The organism is Rhodococcus sp. I2R (assembly GCF_020889545.1).
Taxonomy (GTDB): domain Bacteria; phylum Actinomycetota; class Actinomycetes; order Mycobacteriales; family Mycobacteriaceae; genus Rhodococcoides.
Genome location: NZ_JAHUTG010000015.1, coordinates 50,195 through 72,418 on the forward strand (window position 1 = coordinate 50,195; position 22,224 = coordinate 72,418).

Sequence of the window (22,224 nt, forward strand, 5' to 3'; positions counted from 1 at the left end):
GATTGGATCGTAGGTGGCCGGGCCGGAGCGAAAGCCAACGACGTGGGATTCAGCTCACGCCGGCGCTGTCGTGAGATGAGTCAGTGGCTGGCGTCGGGCAACCCGGTAGCCGTCGACTGCTAGCACCGCCAACGCCACGGCGAGCATTGCGTAGACGATGAGCTCGATGCCGCGCATCCGCTCGCCGAGGAGTAGTCCCACAGCTACGAGGCCGACCGGCTCGAGGTAGCCGAGCAGCCCGAACAGGGGCAGCGACAACAACCGAGAAGCTGCCAGATAGGCCGCCATTGCGCCGGCTCCGGCGATGCCCACTACCAGCAACGCGAACCCGCCCGCTGTGCCACTGGGATGCTTGCCTCCGGCAAGAATCAGCACCCCAGCGGCCGGAGCCAGGACCGTGACCTCCAATCCGAAGGCCATCGGGCTGTCCAGCCCCAAGCGGCGGCGCAGCACGAAATAGGCGGGGTATCCCAGGCAGATCGCAAACGTCACCCATGACAGCACCGGTGTGAGCGCGATCTTGACCGCCACCGCGAGTCCGGTGATTCCGACTGCGATCCATTGTCCCCGCGTGATCTCGGCCCTCAGGGCGATCCGTCCGCCGAGTACCAGCACAAGCGGTAGTAGCAAGAATCCGAGAGAAGCATCGAGGGCATGCCCATGCGAAGGCGCCCAAGAGAACATCCACAACTGCACGCCCACAAGTGCGCACAGCAGCAGGAACATCGGTGGCAGCCACCGTGTGCGGGTCATCGCCGCCCAGGCCGCACACAACAGCGTCCGCGCTGCGGGATGAAGCAACACGAGTGCATAGCAGGCGAACGTCAGCACGATTCGCCAGCCGAAGACAACCTCGGTCGAGGCATCCGTCACCCCGGAGAGGTAGAAGATCACCCCGAACAGCACGGCAGCGAGCACCGCGGCGCCGACACCGCGCGCAGTACCGCTCCCGCTCGCCACAGTCCACCCCACCAACGTGTATTTGCCTAGCCCGACTCGCCGCCGGTGGACGGTCGAGGCACAATGGCACCTATGTCTGCAACGAGTCCCGTCACAGCGTGGAAGTCTCTCAAGGAGGGTAACCAGCGGTTCGTCAACGGTGAGTCGCTGCATCCCAGCCAAGGCGTCGCCGACCGCGAGCGCCTTACTGGGGGCCAGTACCCGAGTGCCGTGCTCTTCGGATGCGCTGATTCTCGTGTCGCGGCCGAGATCATCTTCGATCAGGGGCTCGGTGACATGTTCGTGGTGCGCACGGCCGGTCACACGATCGACTCGTCCGTCCTCGGATCCATCGAGTACGGCGTCGCCGTACTCGGTGTTCCGCTGATCGTCGTACTCGGCCACGACCAGTGCGGGGCCGTCAAGGCAACGATCGATGCACTCGATTCGGGAGACCTCCCCGGCGGTTACATCCGCGACGTCGTCGAGCGTGTGACGCCCTCGATACTCTCGGCTCGCCGCGATGGCTACACGGGCGTCGACGAGTTCGAGGCACGGCACGTCGAAGAGACCGGCAACCTGATGATGCAGCGATCACGGATCATCGCCGACAAGGTCGGCGCCGGCGAACTGGCGATCGTCGGATTGACCTACCGCTTGTCCGAGGGCAGCGCACGTCTGCGTGAAGTGATCGGCGATATCGGCGAGCTGCCCGAGTGAAACAGGCTTGCGGCACGACACGCCGTCTGCGCTTGACCGACACCTGAGCTGCTGACGCATACGGTTGTTCTGTGTTGGAACCAACCGGGCCTTTGCCTCCCGAAATCTACTGGCGCCGCCGTGCGCTCGCCATCGGTGCGGCTGTGGTCGTGCTCGGTTTGATCGTGTGGTTCATCGCCTCCCTCGGTGGCGGCAGCGAAGATCAGCAGTCTCAGCCTGCCGGTGTGGTGTCGGCCGTGAATCCGACGCCGACCCCGAGCGCATCCCCGTCTCAGGAGGACGACTCCGAGGCCGATTCGTCGGGTGCAGGTTCGGGTGGGGCGGCCAGCTCCGGTGGCGGTTCCGGCTCGGGTTCTGGAGCATCGGGTTCTGGGGCATCGGGTTCTGGGGCATCGGGCTCGGACACTGCGGTATCCGGTTCCGGCGGGAACTCGAATGCTCCTGCTCCGGTGGTCGGAAATCAATGCTCGGATCAGAGCCTGGCGATCAAGGCCACTCCGGACAAGCCGTCGTACCGCGTGGGCGAGGAGCCCGGATTCACCGTCGTCATCACCAACATCAGCGCGCAAGAATGCCAGCGCGATGTCGGGGCCGGTCTGCAGCGAGTGCTCGTCTCCACACTCGACGATCAGCGCATCTGGTCCAACACCGACTGCTTCCCGGACGCCCAGTCCGATCTGCGGACCTTCGGACCCGGTGAGCAAGCAGGGTTCACCGTGAAGTGGTCCGGCACCAACTCGATTCCGGGCTGTGGCGAAGAGCGCGTGCCGGTGGGCCCGGGCTCGTACAAGGTGATCGCTCAACTGGGTGAGCTGCGTAGCTCACCCGAGCCGTTCAACATGACGACGTAGACGGCGCAGGCGCGCCGAGTCAGTCGAATGGGCCCGCTATCGACGACTCGGCCAATCGCGAGAGGCCCTCGCGAATGTGGCGTGCCCAGAGACCGCCGATGCCTTCGACGGACTGCAGGTCGGCGGCCGTGGCGGCCAGCAGTCCCTGCAGTGTTCCGAACGAGGCAACCAGCCGCTGGATCTGACCGAACTGCAAGCGCGGTACCCGCGTCAGGACGCGATAACCTCGCGGGCTCATCGGTGTGTCCAGTGCCTCGATGGTCGCCGGGTAGCCGAACGCGCGGGCCAGCGTCGTCAGATCGAGCAGGTCGACGTCGGTGAGCTTGTCCAGTGCGCCGAGAGCTTTCTCGACAGCGGCAGTTCCCGCCGGCTCGTCACCGGCGAGGTAGTCGCGCACGATCAGTTGACGGTCGACATCGTTGTCGCCGAGCAGTTCCTCGAGTTGCAACGCCAACTGTCGACCGTCCGTGCCGAGTTCGAGGACGTTCTGTTCGATCTCGACCGAGACCCGTCGAACCATCTCGAGTCTCTGCGCGACGGTGAGCGCGTCCCGCAGGGTGACGAAGTCCTCGATCTCCACCACCGACAGTTGTCTGGTGTTGTCATCGAGGCGGGCCTTGTACCGTTCCAGCGTCGCGACGGCCTGGTTGGCGCGTGACTGGATGGTGGCCGATCCTTCGACGACGTGCCGCACTCCGGCGACGTAGACGCTGACGATGCTCATCGACTGGCTCACCGAGACCACCGGATACCCGGTTTGCATCGCGGTGCGCTCGGCGGCGCGGTGCCGGGTACCGGATTCGACCGTAGGGATCTGGTGGTCGGGGACGAGCTGGACGTTGGACCGAACGATTTTGTTGCCGTCGGTCGAGAGAACCACGGCGCCGTCCATCTTGGAGAGTTCACGCAGGCGGGTCGGCGAGAACTCGACATCGAGCTCGAACCCGCCGTCGCAGATGGCTTCCACCTCGTCGTCGTATCCGAGCACGATGAGCCCGCCGGTGCGTCCACGAAGAATCCGTTCGAGCCCGTCGCGCAGCGTTGTTCCGGGCGCGAGCCGGGCGATGGTCTCTCTGAGCGCAGGGGAAGTGGCCTCACCGCGTCCCGAGCCGTCCATATTCCATCTCCTTGTTCGGCCTCAGCCGCGCATGCTGTGCCGAGTCGAATCTCGCAGCTGGCAATCCTCGCAGCTAGAAGGCTACTGGAGGGGTGTCATCGAGCGCGCACACGGACCGACTGGAGAGCGTCTCCGAGGTTGGTGACCGTTTTGTTCGTCATGCCGGCGGGCACGGCGTCGTCGTGTTCTGGAGTGATGGCGTGCGTGAAGCCGAGGCGGGCTGCCTCGGCCAGGCGGCGACCCAGCCCGGAGACACGTCGCACTTCACCGGCGAGGCCGACCTCACCGAGAATGATCACCCCCGGTGGGAGCGGGACATCCGTCACCGCCGAGGTGATCGCGGCTGCAAGTGCCAGGTCGGCCGCCGGCTCACTGGTCTTCATGCCACCGACAGTTGCCGCGTACACCTCGCTGCGGGCGACCTTGAGACCACACCGACGTTCCAAGACGGCGAGAATCATCGCCACGCGAGCGGAATCGAGTCCGCTCACGGCGCGGCGCGGGGACGGCATCTGCGTGTCGACGACGAGTGCCTGTAGCTCTGCGAGCAGGGGACGTTTTCCGTCCATGGTGACGGTGACGGCAGTGCCGGGTACTGCTTCGGTGCGATGGTGCAGAAAGAGCCCGGACGGATCGGAGATGCCTTCGATGCCGGTGTCACGGAGTTCGAAACATCCAACCTCGTCGGCTGCCCCGAAACGGTTCTTGACGCCACGGATCATGCGCAGCGTGGTGTGCTTGTCGCCCTCGAAGTGCAGCACCACGTCGACAAGGTGTTCGAGCGAACGAGGCCCGGCGACGGCACCGTCCTTGGTGACGTGGCCGATCAACAGAACCGCGACGCCGGTGGTCTTGGCGAGGGAAGTCAGCGCACTGGTGATGGCGCGTACCTGTGTCACACCGCCGATGACCCCATCGACATCGGCAGCGAGCATGGTCTGCACGGAGTCGACGATGAGAAGGCTCGGTTCGACCTGTTCCACGTGACCGAACACGGTGGCGAGATCGGATTCCGCGGCGAGAAACACGCGTTCGTGAACGGCGCCGGTCCGATCGGCGCGTAACCGAACCTGGCCGGCGGACTCCTCGCCCGTGACGTACAGGGCGCGGCGGTCCTCGCCGGTGCGAGCCCACCGGTGGACCACCTCGAGCAGCAACGTGGATTTGCCCACCCCGGGTTCACCTGCGAGCAGAACGACCGAGCCGGGGACGAGGCCACCGCCGAGCACCCGATCGAACTCCGAGATTCCGGTGGAGTTCGCCTTCGAGGTGGTGCTGCTGACCTGGGTGATCGCGGCGGCGGGGGAGGTGGGAACCATCGCGGTGGTAGCCGAGCGAGTATTACCCGCGCCGAGCGCCGATGCGCCCGCTCGATTGGCCACCGGAGCGAGGATCGTCGCCTCGTCCATCGAGCCCCAGCTATTGCACTCCGGGCAGCGCCCTACCCATTTGCCGACGACATGCCGACAGGCCGAACAGCGGTAATTCGTCTTCGGTTTGGCCACGCGAGAAGACTAGAGGGAGGTACCGACACCGTCCTCAGTTGTTGCCGTCCGCGCCCTCTTCGACCTGGGTTTCGACGATCTGCTGATCGACGTCCTCGGCCTCACTGTGGAGTTCGCCCTCCACTGGTGACTGCTCGGAGACGTTGCGTTCGAGTGCAGTGCCGGCATCGACGGGAACGAGCAGTTCTACCTCGCCCGCTTCCTCGAAGGTGAACGTGACCGGGACGGTCAGGCCGGGGCGGACATCCTCGTCGATGCCCTCGAGTTCGACGGTGATGAACTGCAGCGGGATGCCCGGATCGGACACGGCGTTGTCCACCGGCATACCCGCGCCGAGCCCGGTCAGCGGCTCGATCTCGGTACCGCCGGACTCCTCGCCGACCGTGACGGACGACGCTGCGTCCGTAGAGATGCCGGTGAGGGTGTCCGAGGTGGTCGAGCTGTTGTTGATCGCGATGAAGCCGAGCTCCACCGTGCCGCCGGCCTCGATGGAGTACTCCTCGGACTGAGGGAACACCACGTGCACGTTGCGCAACGAGATGTCGCCGAGGTCGACGGAATTCCCGTTGACCGCGGCAACCTGGTCCGAGGTCTGCGAGATCTGGCCGGCGCCGCAGGCGGTCAGGATCAGCGTGGCACCGGCCGCAAGGGCGAGCGCGGGTGCCAGTCGGCGGGTCTTACGGTTCGCAGTCGCAGCGATGAACGCAGTCACGGGTCGTCCTCCGGTCGTGGCCAGTGTTGTGAAAAGCCGTGGGTTGTGAAAAGCCGTGGGTTGTGAAAGCCGTGTGTTGTGCAGTCGATAGGTGGTTGGGCGTGCGATGCGGGTGCTTCGCGAGCCGATCCGTCGGGTCCACTAGGCAGAGTAGTAGTCAGTGCGTGACTGTCGTCCGCTGGGGCGCAAAGAGGGGGCCCGCTGGGGCGTGAATAGCACCCCGGATCGCCGCGTGATCGGCGTGTTGACCGGCGTTTCGTGTTGCGCTCCTCACGTGCCGAAGCGAGGCCGACACGGCCTCCGGAGGGGTTGTGGATACACGTTCGCAGTCCCGTGTCAACCCCAGCGAAGGCGGCGCTGTGCCCCTGACCTGCACCGTTGATCTGGACGCGTGGTAAAGTGGAAAAATCGAAAGGGGCACGGGACACATGATTTTCAAGGTCGGAGACACCGTCGTTTACCCCCATCACGGAGCGGCGCTGATCGAAGCGATAGAAACCCGCACCATCAAGGGTGAACCGAGAGAGTATCTAGTTCTCAAGGTCGCACAGGGCGATCTCACCGTTCGAGTTCCTGCAGACAATGCAGAGTACGTCGGCGTTCGCGACGTAGTCGGCCAGGAAGGCCTCGACAAGGTCTTTCAGGTTCTCCGCGCACCGCACACCGAGGAGCCGACCAACTGGTCGCGCCGGTACAAGGCCAACCTCGAGAAGCTTGCTTCCGGTGACGTCAACAAAGTCGCTGAGGTAGTGCGCGATCTCTGGCGTCGCGAGCAGGACCGCGGTCTCTCGGCTGGTGAGAAGCGGATGCTCGCCAAGGCACGTCAGATTCTCGTCGGGGAACTCGCTCTCGCCGAAGGCACCGACGAGGCCAAAGCGGACATCATTCTCGACGAAGTTCTCGCCGCAGCTTCCTAAGTGGAAGGCTCGGTAACCGGTCCCGTCGTCGCTCTCGTTCCGGCGGCGGGTCGTGGTCTTCGCCTACTCAAGAGTGAGCCGAAGGCTTTCGTCGATCTCGGTGGATCAACACTTCTGCAACGCTCGGTCGACGGGCTGAGAGCATCAGGTGCCGTCGATCGGATCGTGGTGATGGTCCCGGTGGAGCTGGTCCAGCACACGCGCGAGTTGCTCGGCAGTTCTGTCACTGTCGTCGCCGGCGCCTCCGAGCGCACCGAATCCGTACGTCTCGGACTCGCCGAAGCGGGGGACGCGGAGATCGTCCTGGTGCACGACGCGGCGCGCGCACTCACGCCCCCGTCGCTCATCGCGCGAGTAGTGGCCGAGGTTCGGGCCGGCCGCGGAGCGGTTGTGCCCGCTCTGCCGGTCACGGACACCGTCAAGTCGGTAGACATCATGGGAGCCGTCGTCGGCACGCCCGACCGCGCCACACTGCGCGCGATTCAAACACCTCAGGGCTTTCGCGCCGATCTGTTGACCCGCGCCTATACCGAGACATCGGACATCGCCACCGACGACGCCGGACTCGTCGAGCGCCTCGGTGAGCTCGTACACACCATCGTCGGCGAGTCGCTCGCCTTCAAGATCACCACTCCCTTCGATCTCCTCCTTGCCCAAGCCATCCTTGCCGATGCGGCTCTTGCCGAAGCCCCTCATGCCGATGCGACTGCTGCGCAGGATGTGGATGCGGCGAAGGTGAGCCCATGAGAGTCGGAATCGGCACCGACGTCCATCCCATCGAGATCGGCAGGCCGTGCTGGCTCGCCGGTCTGCTCTTCGAGGACGCCGACGGGCTGGAAGGGCATTCGGACGGCGACGTCGCTGCCCACGCGCTGTGCGACGCACTTCTGTCCGCGGCCGGGCTCGGTGACCTCGGCTCCGTTTTCGGTACCGGTCGCCCCGAATGGGACGGCGTGAGCGGCGCCGCGATGCTGACCGAGGTGCGGCGGCTACTCACCGAGAGCGGCATGACGATCGGCAACGCTGCGGTGCAGATCATCGGTAATCGTCCTAAGATCGGCCCGCGGCGCGCCGAAGCGCAGCAGACGCTCTCCGCGTTGCTGGGGGCGCCCGTATCGGTCTCCGCCACCACCACCGACGGACTCGGGTTGACCGGCCGGGGTGAAGGGATCGCGGCGGTCGCGACCGCTCTTGTCATGACGGAGTAAAAGCACCGGTAGCATTGCTGGGCGTGACCCTTCACCTCTACGACACCGAATCAAGGGCCTTGCGGGAATTCACCCCCCTGGTCCCTGGCCACGCGTCGGTATACCTGTGCGGGGCAACGGTGCAAGGTGAGCCGCACATCGGCCATGTTCGCAGCGGAGTGGCATTCGACGTCCTGCGCCGGTGGTTGACCGCCCAGGACTACGACGTCGCCTTCATCCGCAACGTCACCGACATCGACGACAAGATCCTGAACAAGGCGCGCGACGCCGGCCGGCCCTGGTGGGAATGGGCCGCGACCTTCGAGCGGTCTTTCACGTGGGCGTACGACAAGCTCGGTGTGCTCCCTCCCTCGGCCGAGCCGCGCGCCACCGGCCATATCACCCAGATGATCGAGTTGATCGAACGACTCATCGCATCCGGGCATGCGTACGCGGCAGAAGGCAACGTCTACTTCGATGTGCTGAGCTTCCCGGGCTACGGCGCATTGTCGGGACACAAGCTCGATGACGTTCATCAGGGCGAGAGCGCCGGCGTGGGCAAACGCGATCCGCGTGACTTCACGCTGTGGAAGGCGGCCAAGGAGGGAGAGCCCTCGTGGCCGACGCCGTGGGGCCGCGGACGTCCGGGCTGGCACCTCGAATGCTCCGCTATGTCCGAGGCCTTCCTCGGTCCGGAGTTCGATATCCATTGTGGTGGTCTGGATCTGGTTTTCCCGCACCACGAGAACGAACGCGCGCAGAGCAAGGCCGCGGGCGATGGTTTCAGCCGGTACTGGTTGCACAACGGCTGGGTGACCATGGGCGGCGAGAAGATGTCGAAATCGCTCGGCAACGTGCTTTCGGTTCCCAACGTCCTCAAAACCGTTCGGCCACAAGAGCTTCGATACTACCTCGGCAGCGCGCACTATCGATCGATGCTCGAGTACTCCGATCATGCGTTGCAGACCGCAGCGGTGACCTACCGCGGCATCGAGGGCTTCGTGCGACGCGTCGTCGAGCGGGCCGGTGATGTCCCGCTCGGCACCTGGACCGAGGACTTCGCAGCGGCACTCGACGACGATCTCGGGGTTCCCAAAGCGTTGGCCGAGGTGCACGCGAGCGTCCGAGCAGGCAACAGCGCACTCGAGAGCGGAGACTTCTCGGGCGCCGTCGAGCATGCGTCGAACGTGCGGGCGATGCTGTCCATCCTCGGCGTGGATCCACTGGACCCGCATTGGGAATCCGGCAGCGATGGTGGCGGGGCGTTGAAGGCCGCGCTCGGTGTGCTGGTCGATGCGGAACTCGGGCGGCGCGCGCAGGCGAAGATCGACAAGGATTGGGTCACCGCCGACGCGATCAGGGATCGCCTCGCCAAGGCCGGAATAGACGTGACAGACACTCCCAGCGGACCCGAATGGTCCGTAGGGGCAATCAGCAGTACCGACGAAGCAGGGCAGTGATGGCAGGCAATTCCAGTAGGCGCGGCGCAATCCGAAAGACCGGTAGCAAGAAGGGGCAGGTCGCCGGTTCCGGAGGCAAGCGCCGCAAGGGGCTCGAAGGGCGTGGCGCGACGCCTCCCGCCGAGGCCAGGACCAAACACCCCGCAGCTCGCCGCGCAAAGATGGCAGAGAAGTCGGCGCAGACGCGCGGCAGGCCGGGTGGTGGCCGCGTCGCGAGCCGGAAGAACGACGAAGGTCCAGAGGTGGTACTCGGCCGGAACCCTGTCGTGGAGTGCCTCCGCGCCGGAGTCCCCGCGACGGCACTGTGGGTTGCCGTCGGTACCGACAGTGACGAGCGTCTGAAAGAGAGTGTTCAGCGGGCCGGCGATGCTGGGATCTCGATCCTCGAGGTCCCGCGCTCGGATCTGGACAAGCTCAGTGCCAACGGTCTGCATCAGGGGCTGGCGCTTCAGGTGCCGCCTTATCGCTACGCGCACCCCGATGATCTGATCGCCGCCGCCCGCGCGCATCAGGAGCCGGCGCTGCTCGTCGCTCTGGACAACATCACCGACCCGCGCAACCTCGGTGCGGTCATCAGATCCGTCGCTGCCTTCGGTGGGCACGGTGTGGTGATACCGCAGCGTCGCAGCGCGAGCGTCTCCGCCGTTGCCTGGCGCACCAGCGCCGGGGCCGCCGCCCGCCTACCAGTCGCGCGTGCCACCAATCTCACTCGCACACTGAAGGATTGGCAGACCAAGGGCATCACCATCATCGGTCTGGATGCGGGCGGCGACACCACCCTGGACGAGTTCGACGGCAGCGGACCCGTGGCGATCGTCGTCGGTTCCGAGGGCAAGGGCCTGTCTCGGTTGGTCCGCGAGACGTGCGACATGATTCTGTCCATTCCCATGGCCGGCCCCGTCGAATCGCTCAATGCGTCCGTGGCTGCGGGCGTCGTCGTTGCCGATATCGCCCGCCAGCGTCGCTAGGACCCGAGGGCTCGTGGCTGTGGATCAACCGACCCAGAATTGCACCGTGTCGCCGGGGCGCAGCTGCGCGGCCTGCGGAATACTGCCCGAGGCGACAACGGCAATGACCGGGTAGCCGCCCGTCACGGGATGATCTGCCAGGAAGAGCACCGGCTTGCCCTCCGGTGGCACTTGCAGGCCGCCCGGCACCATCCCCTCACTCGGGAGTTCGCCGGCGACTGCGCGGGGCAAGGGCTCGGCGCCGTCCAGTCGGATGCCGACGCGATCGGAATCCTGAGACACCGTCCAGTTCTGCTGGACCAACGTGGACCTGGCCCGCGCTGTGAACCAATCGTCGCGCGGCCCGTAGTGGATGCGCAATCGCAATGTCGGTGTCGGTATGGGTGGTGGAATGAAGTCTGCGGCGGGCCAATCCGCGTGTTCGGCCCCGACGAGAAGTTCCGTGCCGGGTCGCATCACCTCGGGGCCGATGCCGGACAACGTGTCCGTCGATCGACTTCCCAATACAGTCGGCGCATCGATACCCCCGCGCACAGCGACGTAGTTGCGTAGGCCCGATGTCGGTGCCGCGAGTGTCAAGATCGATCCGGCGGGCAGCGTGATCATCGAATACAGCCCTTGCCTCGCTCCGTCGACGGTGCATTCGGTGGACGCGCCGGTGACGGCGACGACGGTATCGAACTCGGCTCTCAGCGCCAAGCCGCCGAATGTCACCTCCAGCGTGGCAGCCTGTGAGCTGTTGCCTACCAGGCGATTCGCCGCATCGTGAGCGAGGATGTCAGCAGCCCCGGAGCGGCCCACGCCGATCGGGGCGTGCCCTGACCGTCCGCGATCTTGAACCGTGCACAGCGGCCCCGTCTGCAGAATCGACAGCTTCCTCATACCTGCTCGAATCGAAACGTTGTTCCCGGCTGCAGTAGTGCCGGCGGTGTGCGTTCGATGTCCCACAGCACCGTTTCGGTGTGACCGATCAACTGCCATCCTCCGGGCGAGCTACGCGGATAGACGCCGGAGAATTCACCTGCGAGCCCCACGGAACCGGCGGGAACCGTCGTACGCGGTGTTGCCCGGCGGGGTACATGCAGCCGATCGTCGGTACCGACGAGATAGCCGAAGCCCGGAGCGAAACCGGCGAAGGCGACGGTCCACACTTGTTCGGTGTGGGCGAGGATCACCTCGCGCGTGGTGAGACCGGTGGCCTCGGCGACGTCGGCGAGATCGGCGCCGTCGTAGTGGACCGCTATCACCCCCGGCTCGGTAGCCGGCGCGGCGGCGCGGTCGGCGGGCTCCGTGGCGCGGATCCAGGCGGCCACAGAATCGCTGTTCCCATTGTGTCGCACCAGTATCGTGCGAGCCGCTGGAACGAGTTCCTCGACGTCCTCGGGTGCGCTGACACGCAGCGAGGCGAAGAATGCCATCGTTTCGGCGAGATCGAAGTACTCGACGAGAATGGCTCGGTCGCCGCAGGAACGCAGAATCATCGGATGAACGAAGCGATGTCGATATCGTTGTCGAACAGTATCTTGCGAACCGTATGTGCCATGTCCACGGCACCCGGGGAGTCGCCGTGCACGCACACCGACTCGGCGTCGATCCGTATCGTTGATCCGTCGATCGCCTCGACGGTGCCGTCTCGGACCAGTCTCAGCACGCGCTCCGCGACGACCGAGGGATCGGTCAGCACGGCACCGCCGACCCGGCGCGAGACCAGCTCGCCGGTGGGCGTGTACGCGCGATCGGCGAACGCCTCGGTGACCGCGCGTAGCCCCGCGTCCTGAGCTTCCCGCAGAAACACCGATCCTGGCAGACCGAGGACGGGGAGCGTCGGGTCGTAGGAACGCACGGCATCGACCACAGCGCGCGCCTGATCACCGTGCGCCACCAACGCGTTGTACAGAGCGCCGTGCGGTTTGACATAGGCGATGGCCGAGCCCGAGGCCTGAGCGAGACCGTCGAGCGCGCCCAATTGATACAGCACGTCGGCAGTGAGATCGGCGGCCTCGATGTCGATGAAGCGACGTCCGAAGCCGGCGAGATCGCGGTAGCCGACCTGCGCGCCTATCCGGACGAAGTTCTCGGCGGCGCCGCGGCAGGTATCGAGGATCGTGCGCGGGTCACCGGCGTGAAACCCGCATGCGATGTTGGCGCTGGTGACGATGGACAGCATGGCTGTGTCGTCGCCCAGCGTCCACGTTCCGAAGCCCTCGCCGAGGTCGGAGTTCAAATCGATGGACGTCATCGATCGATTATCCCGCCAGCACCCGTCCAGAGTTGGCTTTGCGTCGCGAGCCCACGCCGCGGCACACCAGATAGATGACGAACGAGATGGTGGTGACGAACGTCGAGACCGGGAGGCCGGGGGCGAGCGAGAGCAGAATGCCGCCGACGGCTGCGGTCTCGGCGAAGAGAATGGACAGCACCGTCGCCTTGAGCGGGCTCGCGGTGACGCGGGCCGCTGCAGCCGCAGGAGTGACGAGCAGGGACAGCACCAGCAGAGCGCCGACGATCTGGACGCCGAGGGCGCAGGCGACGCCGACGAGCACGGCGAACACCACGGACAGCCCGCGAACGGGGATGCCCCTGGCGAGCGCGACCTCCGGATCGGTGCTCGCGAACAGCAGCGGGCGGTAGACGACGGCGAGCACGATCAGCACCACGACGGCACAGACGAGCAGTAGTTGGATTCCGCTCTGGCCCACGCCCACGATCTGCCCGATCAGCAGCGAGAAGCTGGTTCCGGTGCGGCCCGGGTAGAGCCAGATGAACAGCACCGACAGTCCGAGCCCGAACGACATGATGACGCCGATGACGGAATCCCGGTCCCGGGCCTTGGACCCGAGCAGCGCGAACATCACCGCGGCCACCACCGAACCCACGATGGCGCCGAGGCCGACGGTGATACCGACGAGTAGCGCGGCGGAGGCGCCCGTCAGCGACAGCTCACTCGAACCGTGAACGGCGAAGGCCCACTGCCGGCTGACGATCAACGGCCCGAGCGCACCCGCGAGCAGACCGAGAATCGCGGCCGCGATCAGTGCTTGCTGCACGAAGTCGTAGTTGAGCAGGTTCGCGGTGGTACTGAAATCGAACATCTTCGACAGTGCGTCGCTGACTTTGTCGTTCATGCCGGGGTGGTTCCTGTCTGTTCCGGCGTGGGTGGGTGGTGCGCGCCCGCGGACCCCAGCGCATCGATGGAATCTCCGGTGCCGACGACGATCAACCGGCCACGAACCTTCAACACCTCCACCTCGGTGCCGTACAGCTCCGAGAGCACCTCGGTTGTCATCACCGTCGCCGGTGTTCCGATGCGAAATCTCCCGTCGACGATGTACACGACGCGGTCGACGAGGGGCAGAATCGGATTGATCTCGTGGGTGACGAACAGGACAGCGGTGTCGTGCTCTCGCCGGCGCCGGTCGATCAGCTCGGAGACGAGCCGCTGATTGGCCAGGTCGAGGCTCAGCAACGGCTCGTCACACAGCAGCACCGTCGGATCCCCGACGAGTGCCTGCGCGATTCTCAGGCGCTGCTGCTCGCCACCGGACAACGAGCCGACAGGTGCTCCGGCGAAACTCTGGGCACCGACCTGATCGAGCGCGTCTTCGACGATGCGTTTGCGCTCCCGCATCCCTCGAATCCCCATGCCCCAGACATGGCCGTCCCAGCCGAGGCCAACCAGATCGCGCCCGCGTAAGGGAAGACCGTCGTCGATGCTGCGTTGTTGCGGGACGTAGCCGACGCCGGCCTGGCCGTGACGGACGGGCTCGCCGCCGATCGTGGCGGTCCCGGACGTCAGGTGGTTCTGGCCGAGCAAGACCTTGAGCAATGACGTCTTGCCCGAGCCGTTGGGGCCGAGGATTGCCACGAACTCACCGCGCTGCACGCTGAGATCGAGGTGCTGCCACAGCGTGCGCTCACCGAACGCCAAGCTGGCGTCGCGCAGTTCTACAGCAGGCATGTCCCCAGTTTTCCAGGGAGCTGCAGCTGCGCGCGAGTCAGGATGCACTCAGGGCGGCTTGCAGATCCTCCGCTGCCTGGGTCTGCCACTCGATGTAGGTCATGCCCTCGGGCAGGGTCTCGGTGACCTCGACGACGGGTACATCAGCGGCCTCGGCGGTCTGGCGGATGTCCTGAGTGACGGCATCCTGCGTCTGAACGTTGTAGACGAGAACCTGCACCGAGTTGGACGTGAACAGGTCGCGAGTGGCGGCGATCGAGGCGGGGGACGGATCGTTGCCCTCCTCGATAGCGTTTTTGAAGTCCTCCGGGGTGAGGTCCTCGAGACCGGATTCCACCAGCAGGTAGTGCGCGATCGGCTCGGTCTGAGCGACAGGTGCCGCCGGGTGCTCGGCTGCGATCGCAGCGGTTACATCGGTGATGGAGTGGACCTGATCGTGGAAGGTTTCGGCATTGGCGGTGTACTGCTCGGCGTTGTCGGGATCGAGCTGACCGAGTGTCTCGGCGATGGATTCCGCGGTCGCAGCGGCAACCTCGGCGTCGTACCAGACGTGCTCGTTCACCTCGCCGTGACTGTGGTCGTCTTCTTCGTGAGTTTCTTCCTCGTGTGCTTCTTCGTCGCTGTGGCCTTCTTCGCTGTGGCCTGCTCCGGCGAGGTCGAACGCGTTGACCGTCGGTACGTTCTGGCCCTCGGCTTCGAGGATGTTTTCGATGAACTCGTCGTAGCCGCCGCCGTTGTAGACCACGAGCGAGGCCTCGGCGACCATAGCGGCGTCACCCGGGGATGCCTCGTACGAGTGCGGATCGCCGGACGGGTCGTCGATGATCGACTCGACGGTGGCCATATCGCCTGCCACTGCCTCGGCGACGCTGGCCCAGACGTTCGTGGAGGCGACGATGGTGATCGGGCCGTCGACTGCCGCCGCGGGGCCCGATGCGTCGGGTGTCGTCTCGGAGTCCGAGCTGCAGGCGCTGAGCGTGAGAGCCGCCGCGCAGGACAGGCCTACGAGTGCGGTGGCTGTGCGAGGAAACGGAAGGCGTGGCTGACGCACGGGACTCTCCTGAGGATGTACGAATAGATGCAATTGGTAACGGTTACCGTTTCATTGTAGCGCCAATGCCCTTCCCCTCGAATCTGGCACGATCCGTCGATTTCCGGTGTGGCCTCGTTTGCGACTAACGTCCGGGTATGTCCAGGTCGAGGGAACCGCGACGCCCGGCAACGTTGGCGTCCATCGCCGCCGAGCTGAAAGTCTCGCGCACCACGGTGTCGAACGCGTACAACCGTCCGGACCAACTCTCACCCGAATTGCGCGAGCGCGTGCTCATGGCGGCGAAGCGTCGCGGTTATGCAGGGCCGGACCCCGTGGCGCGGTCACTGCGCACCCGCAAGGCCGGCGCAGTGGGTCTGGTGCTCACCGAGGCGCTGAGCTACTCGTTCCGCGACCCCGCCGCAATGGCGTTTCTCGCCGGACTGGCCGAATCGTGCGAGGCAGCGGGGCAGGGTCTGTTGCTCATCCCGGCAGGCCCCGATCGTGACGACACCGCAGCGGCCGCCGTCGTTCAGCAGGCCGGCGTCGATGCCTTCGTCGTCTACTCCGTCGCCGACGACGACCCTTATCTCCTGGCAGTACGCGAGCGGCACCTGCCGATCGTCATCTGCGATCAGCCACGCGGGGTGCCCGAGGCCGCACTCGTCGCAATCGATGACCGCGCTGCCATGAAAGTCCTCGCAGACCAGGTCATTGCACTCGGACACGAACACATCGCCGTGCTCTGCATGCGCCTGGGACGCGACCGCCGCGATGGCGTCGTACCCCCCGATCGGCTTCGAGACAGTCACTTCCACGTACAGCGCGAACGAATTGCGGGAGTGAAGGATTCGATGGCCGAGGCCGGGCTGGATCCGAACACACTCACCGTCGTCGAACGTTTCGAGCACACGACGAGGTCGGGTCACTCGGCGGCCGCTCAGGCATTGCAGGCCAACCGCGATACGACGGCTTTGCTGTGCACCACCGATGTCCTGGCGCTCGGTGCGCTCAACTTCGCCAAGGTGACTGGAATCGACGTACCCGGTCAGCTCACCGTCACCGGATTCGACGGCGTCGAGGACGCCATCCGCGAGAACGTCACCACCGTCCGCCAGGACGCCGAGGAAAAAGGCCGCCGAGCTGGTGCGCTATTGGTCTCCACCGCACGATCCGGCGTGGTCGCGGCCGAATTCCTGCCCACCGAACTTGTCAAGGGACGCACTGCGGGGCCGCCGCCTCTTTCAGCATGAATGGGCCATTGCAACTGTCTAGCCGTTGCAATGGCCCATTCATGCCGAAAGGAGGAGGAGGGAGGAGGGGAGAAACCTCAGGAGCTCAGCAACGCTGCACATCGCAGCAGTCCGAGGTGGCTGTAGGCCTGCGGGTGGTTGCCGAGAGATCGCTCGGCGACTGGATCGTATTCCTCGCTGAGCAGACCGGTCGGCCCTGCTACGGCCACCAGTTGCGCGAACAGTGCCTCGGCCTCGGAGCGCTGGCCGATCAGTAGGTACGCCTCGACGAGCCATGCGGCGCACAGGTGGAATCCACCTTCGCCGCCGGGTAGGCCGTCGTCGTGGTGGTACCGGTACACCGTCATCCCGCTGCGCAGTTCGCGCTCGGTGGCAGTCACGGTCGCGGCGAAACGCGGATCGGACGGGTCGATGAGTCCGGAGAGTCCGATGTGCAGGGTTGCGGCGTCGAGATCGGTTCCGTCGTAGGCGGCGGTGTAGGACTGCACCTCGTCGTTCCAGCCCTGCTCGAGCACCTCGGCGCGGATCGTCGAACACAGTGTCTCCCAAGAGGGTTCGGTCTCTCGGTTGAACTTGCGCGCCAGAGTGAGGGCGCGGTCGATGGTCATCCAACCCATCACCTTGGAGTACACGTGGTGGCGGGGGTTGCCGCGGATTTCCCAGATACCGTGATCGGGTTCGGACCACCGACGCTCGACGGCCTCGACCATCGCGCGCACGAGTGACCAATCATCGTCGGACAGTGCTTCTTTGCCGCGCCGCCCGCGCGCACGTCGGTTGTGGGCGAGGGAGGAGATGAGGTCGACGATGGGGCCGAACACATCCAGCTGCACCTGCTGGTTGGCAGCGTTGCCGACGCGGACGGGCCGCGATCCGGCGTAACCGGGTAGTTCGTCGATGACAGCTTCCGGCGGTAGGCCGAGACCCCAGAGAGTGTAGAGCGGATGCAGTCGTTCGGGGCCCGAAACAGATTCCAGCACACCGTGAACCCAGGACAGGTAGTTCTCGGCCTCGACGGTGGATCCGACGTTCACCAGGGCGGAGGCGGTGAGGGCGGCGTCACGCAGCCAGCAGTAGCGGTAGTCCCAGTTTCGGACGCCGCCGATCTCCTCCGGCAGCGATGTGGTGGCTGCCGCCATGATCGAGCCGGAATCGGCATGGACGAGACCTCGGAGTGTCAGCGCCGATCGCTTCATCAGATCGGGCTTGAGCGGCGGCAGCGTGAGTCGGTCGGCCCAGTCTTTCCAGTAGCTTTCGGACTCGGCGCGTCGCTCCGGTTCGGGAACTGCGGATGGGCCCAGATCGTCTGCACCGAGGCGTAATTCGAGTATCACCGGTCCCTGTGATGGATCCACCTCGGCGTGAGCGGTTTCCTGGATCCCGTCGGAGACGATGTTCCACTGCACTCCGGGGCTGCGCAGGACCATGGGGTCGGCCGTGCCGTAGATACGGATGCCGTCGGCCTCCGGTTCGAGTCGGACACGAATGTTGCCGAACTCCGGACGGGGCGCGAAGGACACGACGGCAGTCGCGGTACCGCTGATGACGCGCGTCAGCGATGTCTGGCCGTCGGGGACATCGTGGGGCAGGTAGTCCGTCACCTGCAGGCTCGACCACTTGGTCTGCACGGTCATGGTGCCGTCGACGTACCGCTGGCTCAGCGGCAGTGCAGCGCGGGTCGGTCCGACGCTGAAATGTCCGGCCTGGTCGCCGCCCAGGAGGTGGGCGAAGATCGCGGCCGAGTCGGGCTCGGGGTGGCACAGCCACGTCATGTTCGCGTCCGGGGTGACCAGGGCGACCGAGTTCGGGCTGGCGAGCATCGTCAGCCGTTCGATGGGTGGAGCGTCGGCGCCGGAGAGCCACTGGCGTCGCTCTTGGAGGAGGAACGCCAGTGCCAGCGATACCTGCTCGGTGGTCTCGAGTCGGAAGCCTGCGGCGCTGTCGCCGGTGCCGACCTTGACCCCGATGTCGGGGCCGTGCAGCCGCGCGAAGGCCTTCTCGTCGGTGACGTCGTCGCCGAAGAAGACCGCGGCGGTCGCGCTTTCCTGGTGCCGCAGGATGTCGAGGGCCACGCCCTTGTCGGTGACGATGACGGCGAGCTCGATGACGGACTTGCCCTCGGTGACCTCGACGCCGTCACGTTGGGCGATGCCTGCGCGGATCGCGTCGAGTGCGCGCTGTGCGTCCTCGGGTGATGCGTTGCGGACGTGCAGGGCAGCGCTGGCCGGCTTGACCTCGACCGTCACGCCGTCGAGATCGGCCGCCACGGTCGACATCTCTTCCGAGATGTCGTGCAACAGCTTCTTGGCATCGTCGTCGATGGCGTGGATGAAGCCGATGTCGAACTCGCTGCCGTGGCTGCCGACGAGCTGCACTTCGGCGGGCAGGCGAGAGAGCGTCGCCAGGTCGCGGAGGGCACGTCCGGAAATAACTGCGGCGGTGGTACTGGCGAGGTTGGCGAGGCCACGCATGGCGTGCACCGATTCGGGATGTGGAAACGCCTTCAGCGGATCGGACACGAGTGGAGCCATCGTGCCGTCGTAGTCCGAGGTGACGAGCAATCGAGGCGTCCGGGCCACACCGATGAGGGCGCGGCGAAGTTCAAGCGGCAAATCCTGTGCAGTCACGCTACGAATCTAGGCGATCCGACCGTCCTTGGCTCAATCGGACGCCGAGGCGTCAGTCGAGCGGCTTGGCTCCGCCCAGCAGAAGATCGACTGTCAGTTCGAGTCGCGCGGCCACATCGGTGGCCGAGGACCGTCGCGTCAGCCAGGCCACCAGATTCGACAACCACACATCGCTGATGACTCGAGCGATGCTGAGCTGCAATTCTGTTGGCTCACCGTCGCTCATCGCTTTGGCGAACAGTCGGTCCATCAGCCGGCCGACCTGGTCCACCTCGGCGGCGGCGGAGGCGTCGGCGAACATGAACGCGCGGGTCATCGCCTCGGTGAGTAGTGGATCACGTTGCATGGCACGTGTGATCTGTCCCAGGATCAGGTGCATCCGCTCCTGGGGGGTCTGGCCGGGAGGCATCTTGCGCCGCGACTCGATCCGCTCGAACTCGCGGGCGAGCGCCGACACCAGCAGGTGCACCTTCGACGGGAAGTAGCGATACAGCGTTCCGACGGCGACATCGGCTCGCTCGGCGACGGCGCGCATCTGCACGGCCTCGTAGCCGCCCTTCGACGCGAGTGCGAGCGTCGAATCGAGGATTCGTTTGCGGCGCTCGCGCTGCGCGTTGGAGCTGAGGTCGTCGTCGGTGAGCACGCCGACCGAACGCAGCGGAGTCGGGGGCGGCGTCGTTGCCGGGGCTCCGTTCTTGTCGGCCGGGCCCTCGGGGCCCGATCGAGATGATGAGGTCATCGACGTTTTCCTTCGCACCTTGACTCGTGAACAGCTAGCGTATTAGAACACGTTCTAGACGGGAAAGTCATCACGAGAGCTGGGGAAATCACTGTGACACTAGCCACGAGCGAGGACCAACGCGACGTCCAGAGGTCGATCCGGTCATGGATCGCCTCGGTCGAACCGATCGGTACTCTACGCGCAGATCCGGAGTCCGGATGGCGCACACACTGGCAGGATCTTGCCGATCTGGGGGTCTTCTCCGTCGCAGTCCCGGAGTCCGCGGGCGGGGTGGGGGGCACCGTCGCCGATCTTGCCGTGATGGTGGAATCGGCCGGGTCGGGGCTGGTCGCCGGACCGGTGTGGACCAGCGCGCTGGCAGCGACCTTGGTTGGACGTGGAGTCGGACGCGGTCGCTCGGCGGAGGACCTGTGTTCCGGGCGGACCCCCTGCGCAGTGGCTCTGTCCGTTACCTCGCTCGTCGCCGTGCTCGATGGCGACACGATGATCGTCGACGGTGTTCTCGACGTGGTCACCGGCGGCGCCGACGGGGTGGCGGTGCTCGCGCCGATCGGCAACGACTGGTTCGTCATCCCTGCGGATACCCCAGGCACGAAAATCGAACCGATCGTCGGCATCGACGGCAGTCTGCCGATCGCTCGGATCGTGTTCGAGGCCGTCCGCATACCGCGGCACAGCGCTATCGAGGGTGTGTCGACCGAAAACGTGCACGACATCGCCGCCACGTTGGCCGCGGCCGACGCGGCCGGGATCGCCGGATGGTGCCTCGATACAGCCGTCGCTCATGCCAAGACACGCGAGCAGTTCGGCGCCCCCATCGGGAGCTTCCAGGCCGTCAAACACCTGTGCGCGGAGATGCTGTGCCGCGTCGAGAAGATCCGCGCAGCGGCATGGGACGCGGCTGTGGCAATGGACTCCGCTCCCGACGAGTTGCCTCTCTCGGCTGCCGTTGCTGCGACCATCGCACTCGACGGTGCCGTGGACACAGCGAAAGACTGCATTCAGGTTCTCGGCGGCATCGGCTTCACCTGGGAGCACGATGCCCACCTCTACCTCCGCCGCGCACTGGCTTTGCGTCAGTTGCTCGGGGGATCTTCCCGCTGGCGTGGAAGCGTCGCCGAGTTGACCCGAGCGGGGGTCCGTCGGACCTTGACCGTCGACCTCGGCGACGCCGAAAAGCGCCGCGCGGAGATCCGAGCGGAGATCGGAGTGATCGCCGACGCGGAGGACTCGCGGACTGCACTCGCTGATTCGGGCTTGGCGGCGCCGCACTGGCCGTCACCGCACGGCCGCGACGCCGGAGCCGCCCTGCAGCTTCTGTACTCGCAGGAATTGCAGCGTGCCGGACTCCAGCCGCCCGATCTCGTCATCGGTGGGTGGGCCGTGCCGACGATTCTCGAGCACGGCACCGCCCGTCAGATCGAACGGTTCACGGGCCCGACCCTGCGTGGTGAGATCACCTGGTGCCAGCTGTTCAGTGAACCCGAGGCTGGCTCGGACCTGGCCTCGCTGCGCACGTCCGCGACCAGAACGGACGGTGGGTGGACGTTGCGGGGGCACAAGATCTGGACCTCCCTTGCCCGCGAGGCCGACTGGGCCATCTGCCTGGCCCGCACCAACCGAGACGCTGCCAAACACAAGGGCATCAGCTACTTCCTACTCGATATGAAATCGGCGGGCATTCGTGTCGAACCGCTCCGCGAAATGACCGGGGACGCAGTCTTCAACGAAGTCTTCCTCGAGGACGTGTTCGTTCCCGACGAGTGCCTTGTCGGTGACGTCGACGGTGGGTGGAAGCTCGTCCGCACCACCCTCGCCAACGAGCGTGTCGCCATGAGCAGCGGCGGAGCCCTGGGCGCCGCCCTCGAGGAGGTGGTGACGGCCACCCGCGACAACGCGGCGGTGACCGAGCGTCTCGGCGGCCTCATCGCCGACGGACTCGTCCTGTCGGTCTTGGACCTGCGTGCGACTCTCCGAAGGCTCGGCGGGCAGGATCCCGGCGCAGAATCGAGTGTTCGCAAATTGGTGGGAGTGCGTCATCGGCAGGACCTGGCGGAGTTCGCACTCGAAGCCACCGGCAGTGGAGGTGCCGCCTGGAGTCCCATCGCGAAGGAGATGCTCCTGACGAGATGTCTGTCCATTGCCGGTGGAACCACGCAAATTCTTCTGACCGTCGCCGCGGAGAGAATCCTCGGACTGCCCAGGGCGGGCTGAGGGGCGTTGCGCGGGCGGCACTGG

Annotated in this window: 21 protein-coding genes; 9 read left to right on the plus strand and 12 right to left on the minus strand. The window is 65.9% G+C overall.

Annotated elements, in window-relative coordinates; all coding sequences use genetic code 11:
• Positions 1-54: 54 nt before the first annotated feature.
• Positions 55-960, minus strand: a complete 906-nt coding sequence (locus tag KVY23_RS16505) for a permease (protein ID WP_230557464.1) — start codon at positions 958-960, stop codon at positions 55-57.
• Positions 961-1,032: 72 nt separating this feature from the next.
• On the opposite strand from KVY23_RS16505, the gene KVY23_RS16510 reads away from it, so the two are divergent.
• A complete protein-coding gene (locus tag KVY23_RS16510; RefSeq protein WP_230557465.1) occupies positions 1,033-1,659 on the plus strand; it encodes a carbonic anhydrase in 627 nt (208 codons plus the stop codon).
• A 71-nt stretch (positions 1,660-1,730) separates the two neighbouring features.
• Positions 1,731-2,510, plus strand: a complete 780-nt coding sequence (locus KVY23_RS16515) for a hypothetical protein (RefSeq protein ID WP_230557466.1) — start codon at positions 1,731-1,733, stop codon at positions 2,508-2,510.
• 19 nt (positions 2,511-2,529) lie between these two features.
• On the opposite strand, the gene disA is transcribed toward KVY23_RS16515, so the two are convergent.
• The 3 genes from disA to KVY23_RS16530 form a co-directional block, all read right to left on the minus strand.
• Positions 2,530-3,627: a DNA integrity scanning diadenylate cyclase DisA gene (disA, locus tag KVY23_RS16520; RefSeq protein WP_230557467.1), complete on the minus strand. Its 1,098-nt coding sequence runs from the start codon at positions 3,625-3,627 to the stop codon at positions 2,530-2,532.
• Positions 3,628-3,722: 95 nt separating this feature from the next.
• On the minus strand, positions 3,723-5,132 hold the full coding sequence (gene radA / locus KVY23_RS16525; protein ID WP_075839452.1) for a DNA repair protein RadA: 1,410 nt from the start codon (positions 5,130-5,132) through the stop codon (positions 3,723-3,725).
• 34 nt (positions 5,133-5,166) lie between these two features.
• On the minus strand, positions 5,167-5,844 hold the full coding sequence (locus KVY23_RS16530) for a copper chaperone PCu(A)C (protein ID WP_230557468.1): 678 nt from the start codon (positions 5,842-5,844) through the stop codon (positions 5,167-5,169).
• Between the two features lie 428 nt (positions 5,845-6,272).
• On the opposite strand from KVY23_RS16530, the gene KVY23_RS16535 reads away from it, so the two are divergent.
• From KVY23_RS16535 to rlmB, 5 genes are read left to right on the plus strand one after another with little or no spacing between them, the layout of a single operon-like run.
• Positions 6,273-6,761, plus strand: coding sequence for a CarD family transcriptional regulator (locus KVY23_RS16535; protein ID WP_206510093.1), 489 nt, complete (start codon positions 6,273-6,275; stop codon positions 6,759-6,761).
• Positions 6,762-7,508, plus strand: a complete 747-nt coding sequence (gene ispD / locus KVY23_RS16540) for a 2-C-methyl-D-erythritol 4-phosphate cytidylyltransferase (RefSeq protein WP_230557469.1) — start codon at positions 6,762-6,764, stop codon at positions 7,506-7,508.
• Positions 7,505-7,969, plus strand: coding sequence for a 2-C-methyl-D-erythritol 2,4-cyclodiphosphate synthase (gene ispF, locus KVY23_RS16545; protein ID WP_230557470.1), 465 nt, complete (start codon positions 7,505-7,507; stop codon positions 7,967-7,969). Before ispD ends, ispF begins: the two co-directional genes overlap by 4 nt.
• A gap of 23 nt (positions 7,970-7,992) precedes the next feature.
• Positions 7,993-9,408 (plus strand): cysteine--tRNA ligase, encoded by a 1,416-nt coding sequence (gene cysS, locus KVY23_RS16550; RefSeq protein WP_230557471.1) that lies wholly within the window; start codon positions 7,993-7,995, stop codon positions 9,406-9,408.
• A complete protein-coding gene (rlmB, locus tag KVY23_RS16555; protein ID WP_075839455.1) occupies positions 9,408-10,376 on the plus strand; it encodes a 23S rRNA (guanosine(2251)-2'-O)-methyltransferase RlmB in 969 nt (322 codons plus the stop codon). Before cysS ends, rlmB begins: the two co-directional genes overlap by 1 nt.
• A gap of 24 nt (positions 10,377-10,400) precedes the next feature.
• On the opposite strand, the gene KVY23_RS16560 is transcribed toward rlmB, so the two are convergent.
• From KVY23_RS16560 to KVY23_RS16585, 6 genes are read right to left on the minus strand one after another with little or no spacing between them, the layout of a single operon-like run.
• On the minus strand, positions 10,401-11,258 hold the full coding sequence (locus KVY23_RS16560) for a biotin-dependent carboxyltransferase family protein (RefSeq protein ID WP_230557472.1): 858 nt from the start codon (positions 11,256-11,258) through the stop codon (positions 10,401-10,403).
• On the minus strand, positions 11,255-11,857 hold the full coding sequence (locus KVY23_RS16565) for an allophanate hydrolase subunit 1 (RefSeq protein ID WP_230557473.1): 603 nt from the start codon (positions 11,855-11,857) through the stop codon (positions 11,255-11,257). The genes KVY23_RS16560 and KVY23_RS16565 overlap by 4 nt, the downstream gene beginning before the upstream one ends.
• Positions 11,854-12,615: a LamB/YcsF family protein gene (locus KVY23_RS16570; RefSeq protein ID WP_206510088.1), complete on the minus strand. Its 762-nt coding sequence runs from the start codon at positions 12,613-12,615 to the stop codon at positions 11,854-11,856. The genes KVY23_RS16565 and KVY23_RS16570 overlap by 4 nt, the downstream gene beginning before the upstream one ends.
• Positions 12,616-12,622: 7 nt before the next feature.
• Positions 12,623-13,501, minus strand: coding sequence for a metal ABC transporter permease (locus KVY23_RS16575; protein WP_230557474.1), 879 nt, complete (start codon positions 13,499-13,501; stop codon positions 12,623-12,625).
• Positions 13,498-14,334 carry a metal ABC transporter ATP-binding protein gene (locus KVY23_RS16580; RefSeq protein ID WP_075839459.1) on the minus strand — a complete coding sequence of 279 codons (837 nt, stop codon included), beginning with the start codon at positions 14,332-14,334 and terminating at the stop codon, positions 13,498-13,500. Before KVY23_RS16580 ends, KVY23_RS16575 begins: the two co-directional genes overlap by 4 nt.
• 37 nt (positions 14,335-14,371) lie before the next feature.
• Positions 14,372-15,385 carry a metal ABC transporter solute-binding protein, Zn/Mn family gene (locus KVY23_RS16585; protein WP_230557475.1) on the minus strand — a complete coding sequence of 338 codons (1,014 nt, stop codon included), beginning with the start codon at positions 15,383-15,385 and terminating at the stop codon, positions 14,372-14,374.
• A gap of 137 nt (positions 15,386-15,522) precedes the next feature.
• Between KVY23_RS16585 and KVY23_RS16590 the strand changes: the two genes are divergently transcribed.
• Complete coding sequence (locus KVY23_RS16590) at positions 15,523-16,617, plus strand: LacI family DNA-binding transcriptional regulator (protein ID WP_230557476.1); 1,095 nt, start codon at positions 15,523-15,525, stop codon at positions 16,615-16,617.
• A 77-nt stretch (positions 16,618-16,694) separates the two neighbouring features.
• On the opposite strand, the gene otsB is transcribed toward KVY23_RS16590, so the two are convergent.
• Positions 16,695-19,244, minus strand: coding sequence for a trehalose-phosphatase (gene otsB / locus KVY23_RS16595; protein WP_230557477.1), 2,550 nt, complete (start codon positions 19,242-19,244; stop codon positions 16,695-16,697).
• Positions 19,245-19,296: 52 nt separating this feature from the next.
• The gene (gene kstR / locus KVY23_RS16600) at positions 19,297-19,983 is read right to left on the minus strand and encodes a cholesterol catabolism transcriptional regulator KstR (protein WP_230557478.1); all 687 of its coding nucleotides are present in this window, start codon (positions 19,981-19,983) and stop codon (positions 19,297-19,299) included.
• Positions 19,984-20,076: 93 nt separating this feature from the next.
• On the opposite strand from kstR, the gene KVY23_RS16605 reads away from it, so the two are divergent.
• Positions 20,077-22,200 carry an acyl-CoA dehydrogenase gene (locus KVY23_RS16605; protein WP_230557479.1) on the plus strand — a complete coding sequence of 708 codons (2,124 nt, stop codon included), beginning with the start codon at positions 20,077-20,079 and terminating at the stop codon, positions 22,198-22,200.
• Positions 22,201-22,224 lie beyond the last annotated feature (24 nt).

Excerpts from the sequence above, each read along its gene's own strand:
- KVY23_RS16510 (WP_230557465.1), top strand. The coding sequence starts at position 1,033 with ATGTCTGCAACGAGTCCCGTCACAGCGTGGAAGTCTCTCAAGGAGGGT.
- disA (WP_230557467.1), bottom strand. The coding sequence starts at position 3,627 with ATGGACGGCTCGGGACGCGGTGAGGCCACTTCCCCTGCGCTCAGAGAG.
- KVY23_RS16535 (WP_206510093.1), top strand. The coding sequence starts at position 6,273 with ATGATTTTCAAGGTCGGAGACACCGTCGTTTACCCCCATCACGGAGCG.
- ispF (WP_230557470.1), top strand. The coding sequence starts at position 7,505 with ATGAGAGTCGGAATCGGCACCGACGTCCATCCCATCGAGATCGGCAGG.
- rlmB (WP_075839455.1), top strand. The coding sequence starts at position 9,408 with ATGGCAGGCAATTCCAGTAGGCGCGGCGCAATCCGAAAGACCGGTAGC.
- KVY23_RS16560 (WP_230557472.1), bottom strand. The coding sequence starts at position 11,258 with ATGAGGAAGCTGTCGATTCTGCAGACGGGGCCGCTGTGCACGGTTCAA.
- KVY23_RS16565 (WP_230557473.1), bottom strand. The coding sequence starts at position 11,857 with ATGATTCTGCGTTCCTGCGGCGACCGAGCCATTCTCGTCGAGTACTTC.
- KVY23_RS16570 (WP_206510088.1), bottom strand. The coding sequence starts at position 12,615 with ATGACGTCCATCGATTTGAACTCCGACCTCGGCGAGGGCTTCGGAACG.
- KVY23_RS16575 (WP_230557474.1), bottom strand. The coding sequence starts at position 13,501 with ATGAACGACAAAGTCAGCGACGCACTGTCGAAGATGTTCGATTTCAGT.
- KVY23_RS16580 (WP_075839459.1), bottom strand. The coding sequence starts at position 14,334 with ATGCCTGCTGTAGAACTGCGCGACGCCAGCTTGGCGTTCGGTGAGCGC.
- KVY23_RS16590 (WP_230557476.1), top strand. The coding sequence starts at position 15,523 with ATGTCCAGGTCGAGGGAACCGCGACGCCCGGCAACGTTGGCGTCCATC.
- kstR (WP_230557478.1), bottom strand. The coding sequence starts at position 19,983 with ATGACCTCATCATCTCGATCGGGCCCCGAGGGCCCGGCCGACAAGAAC.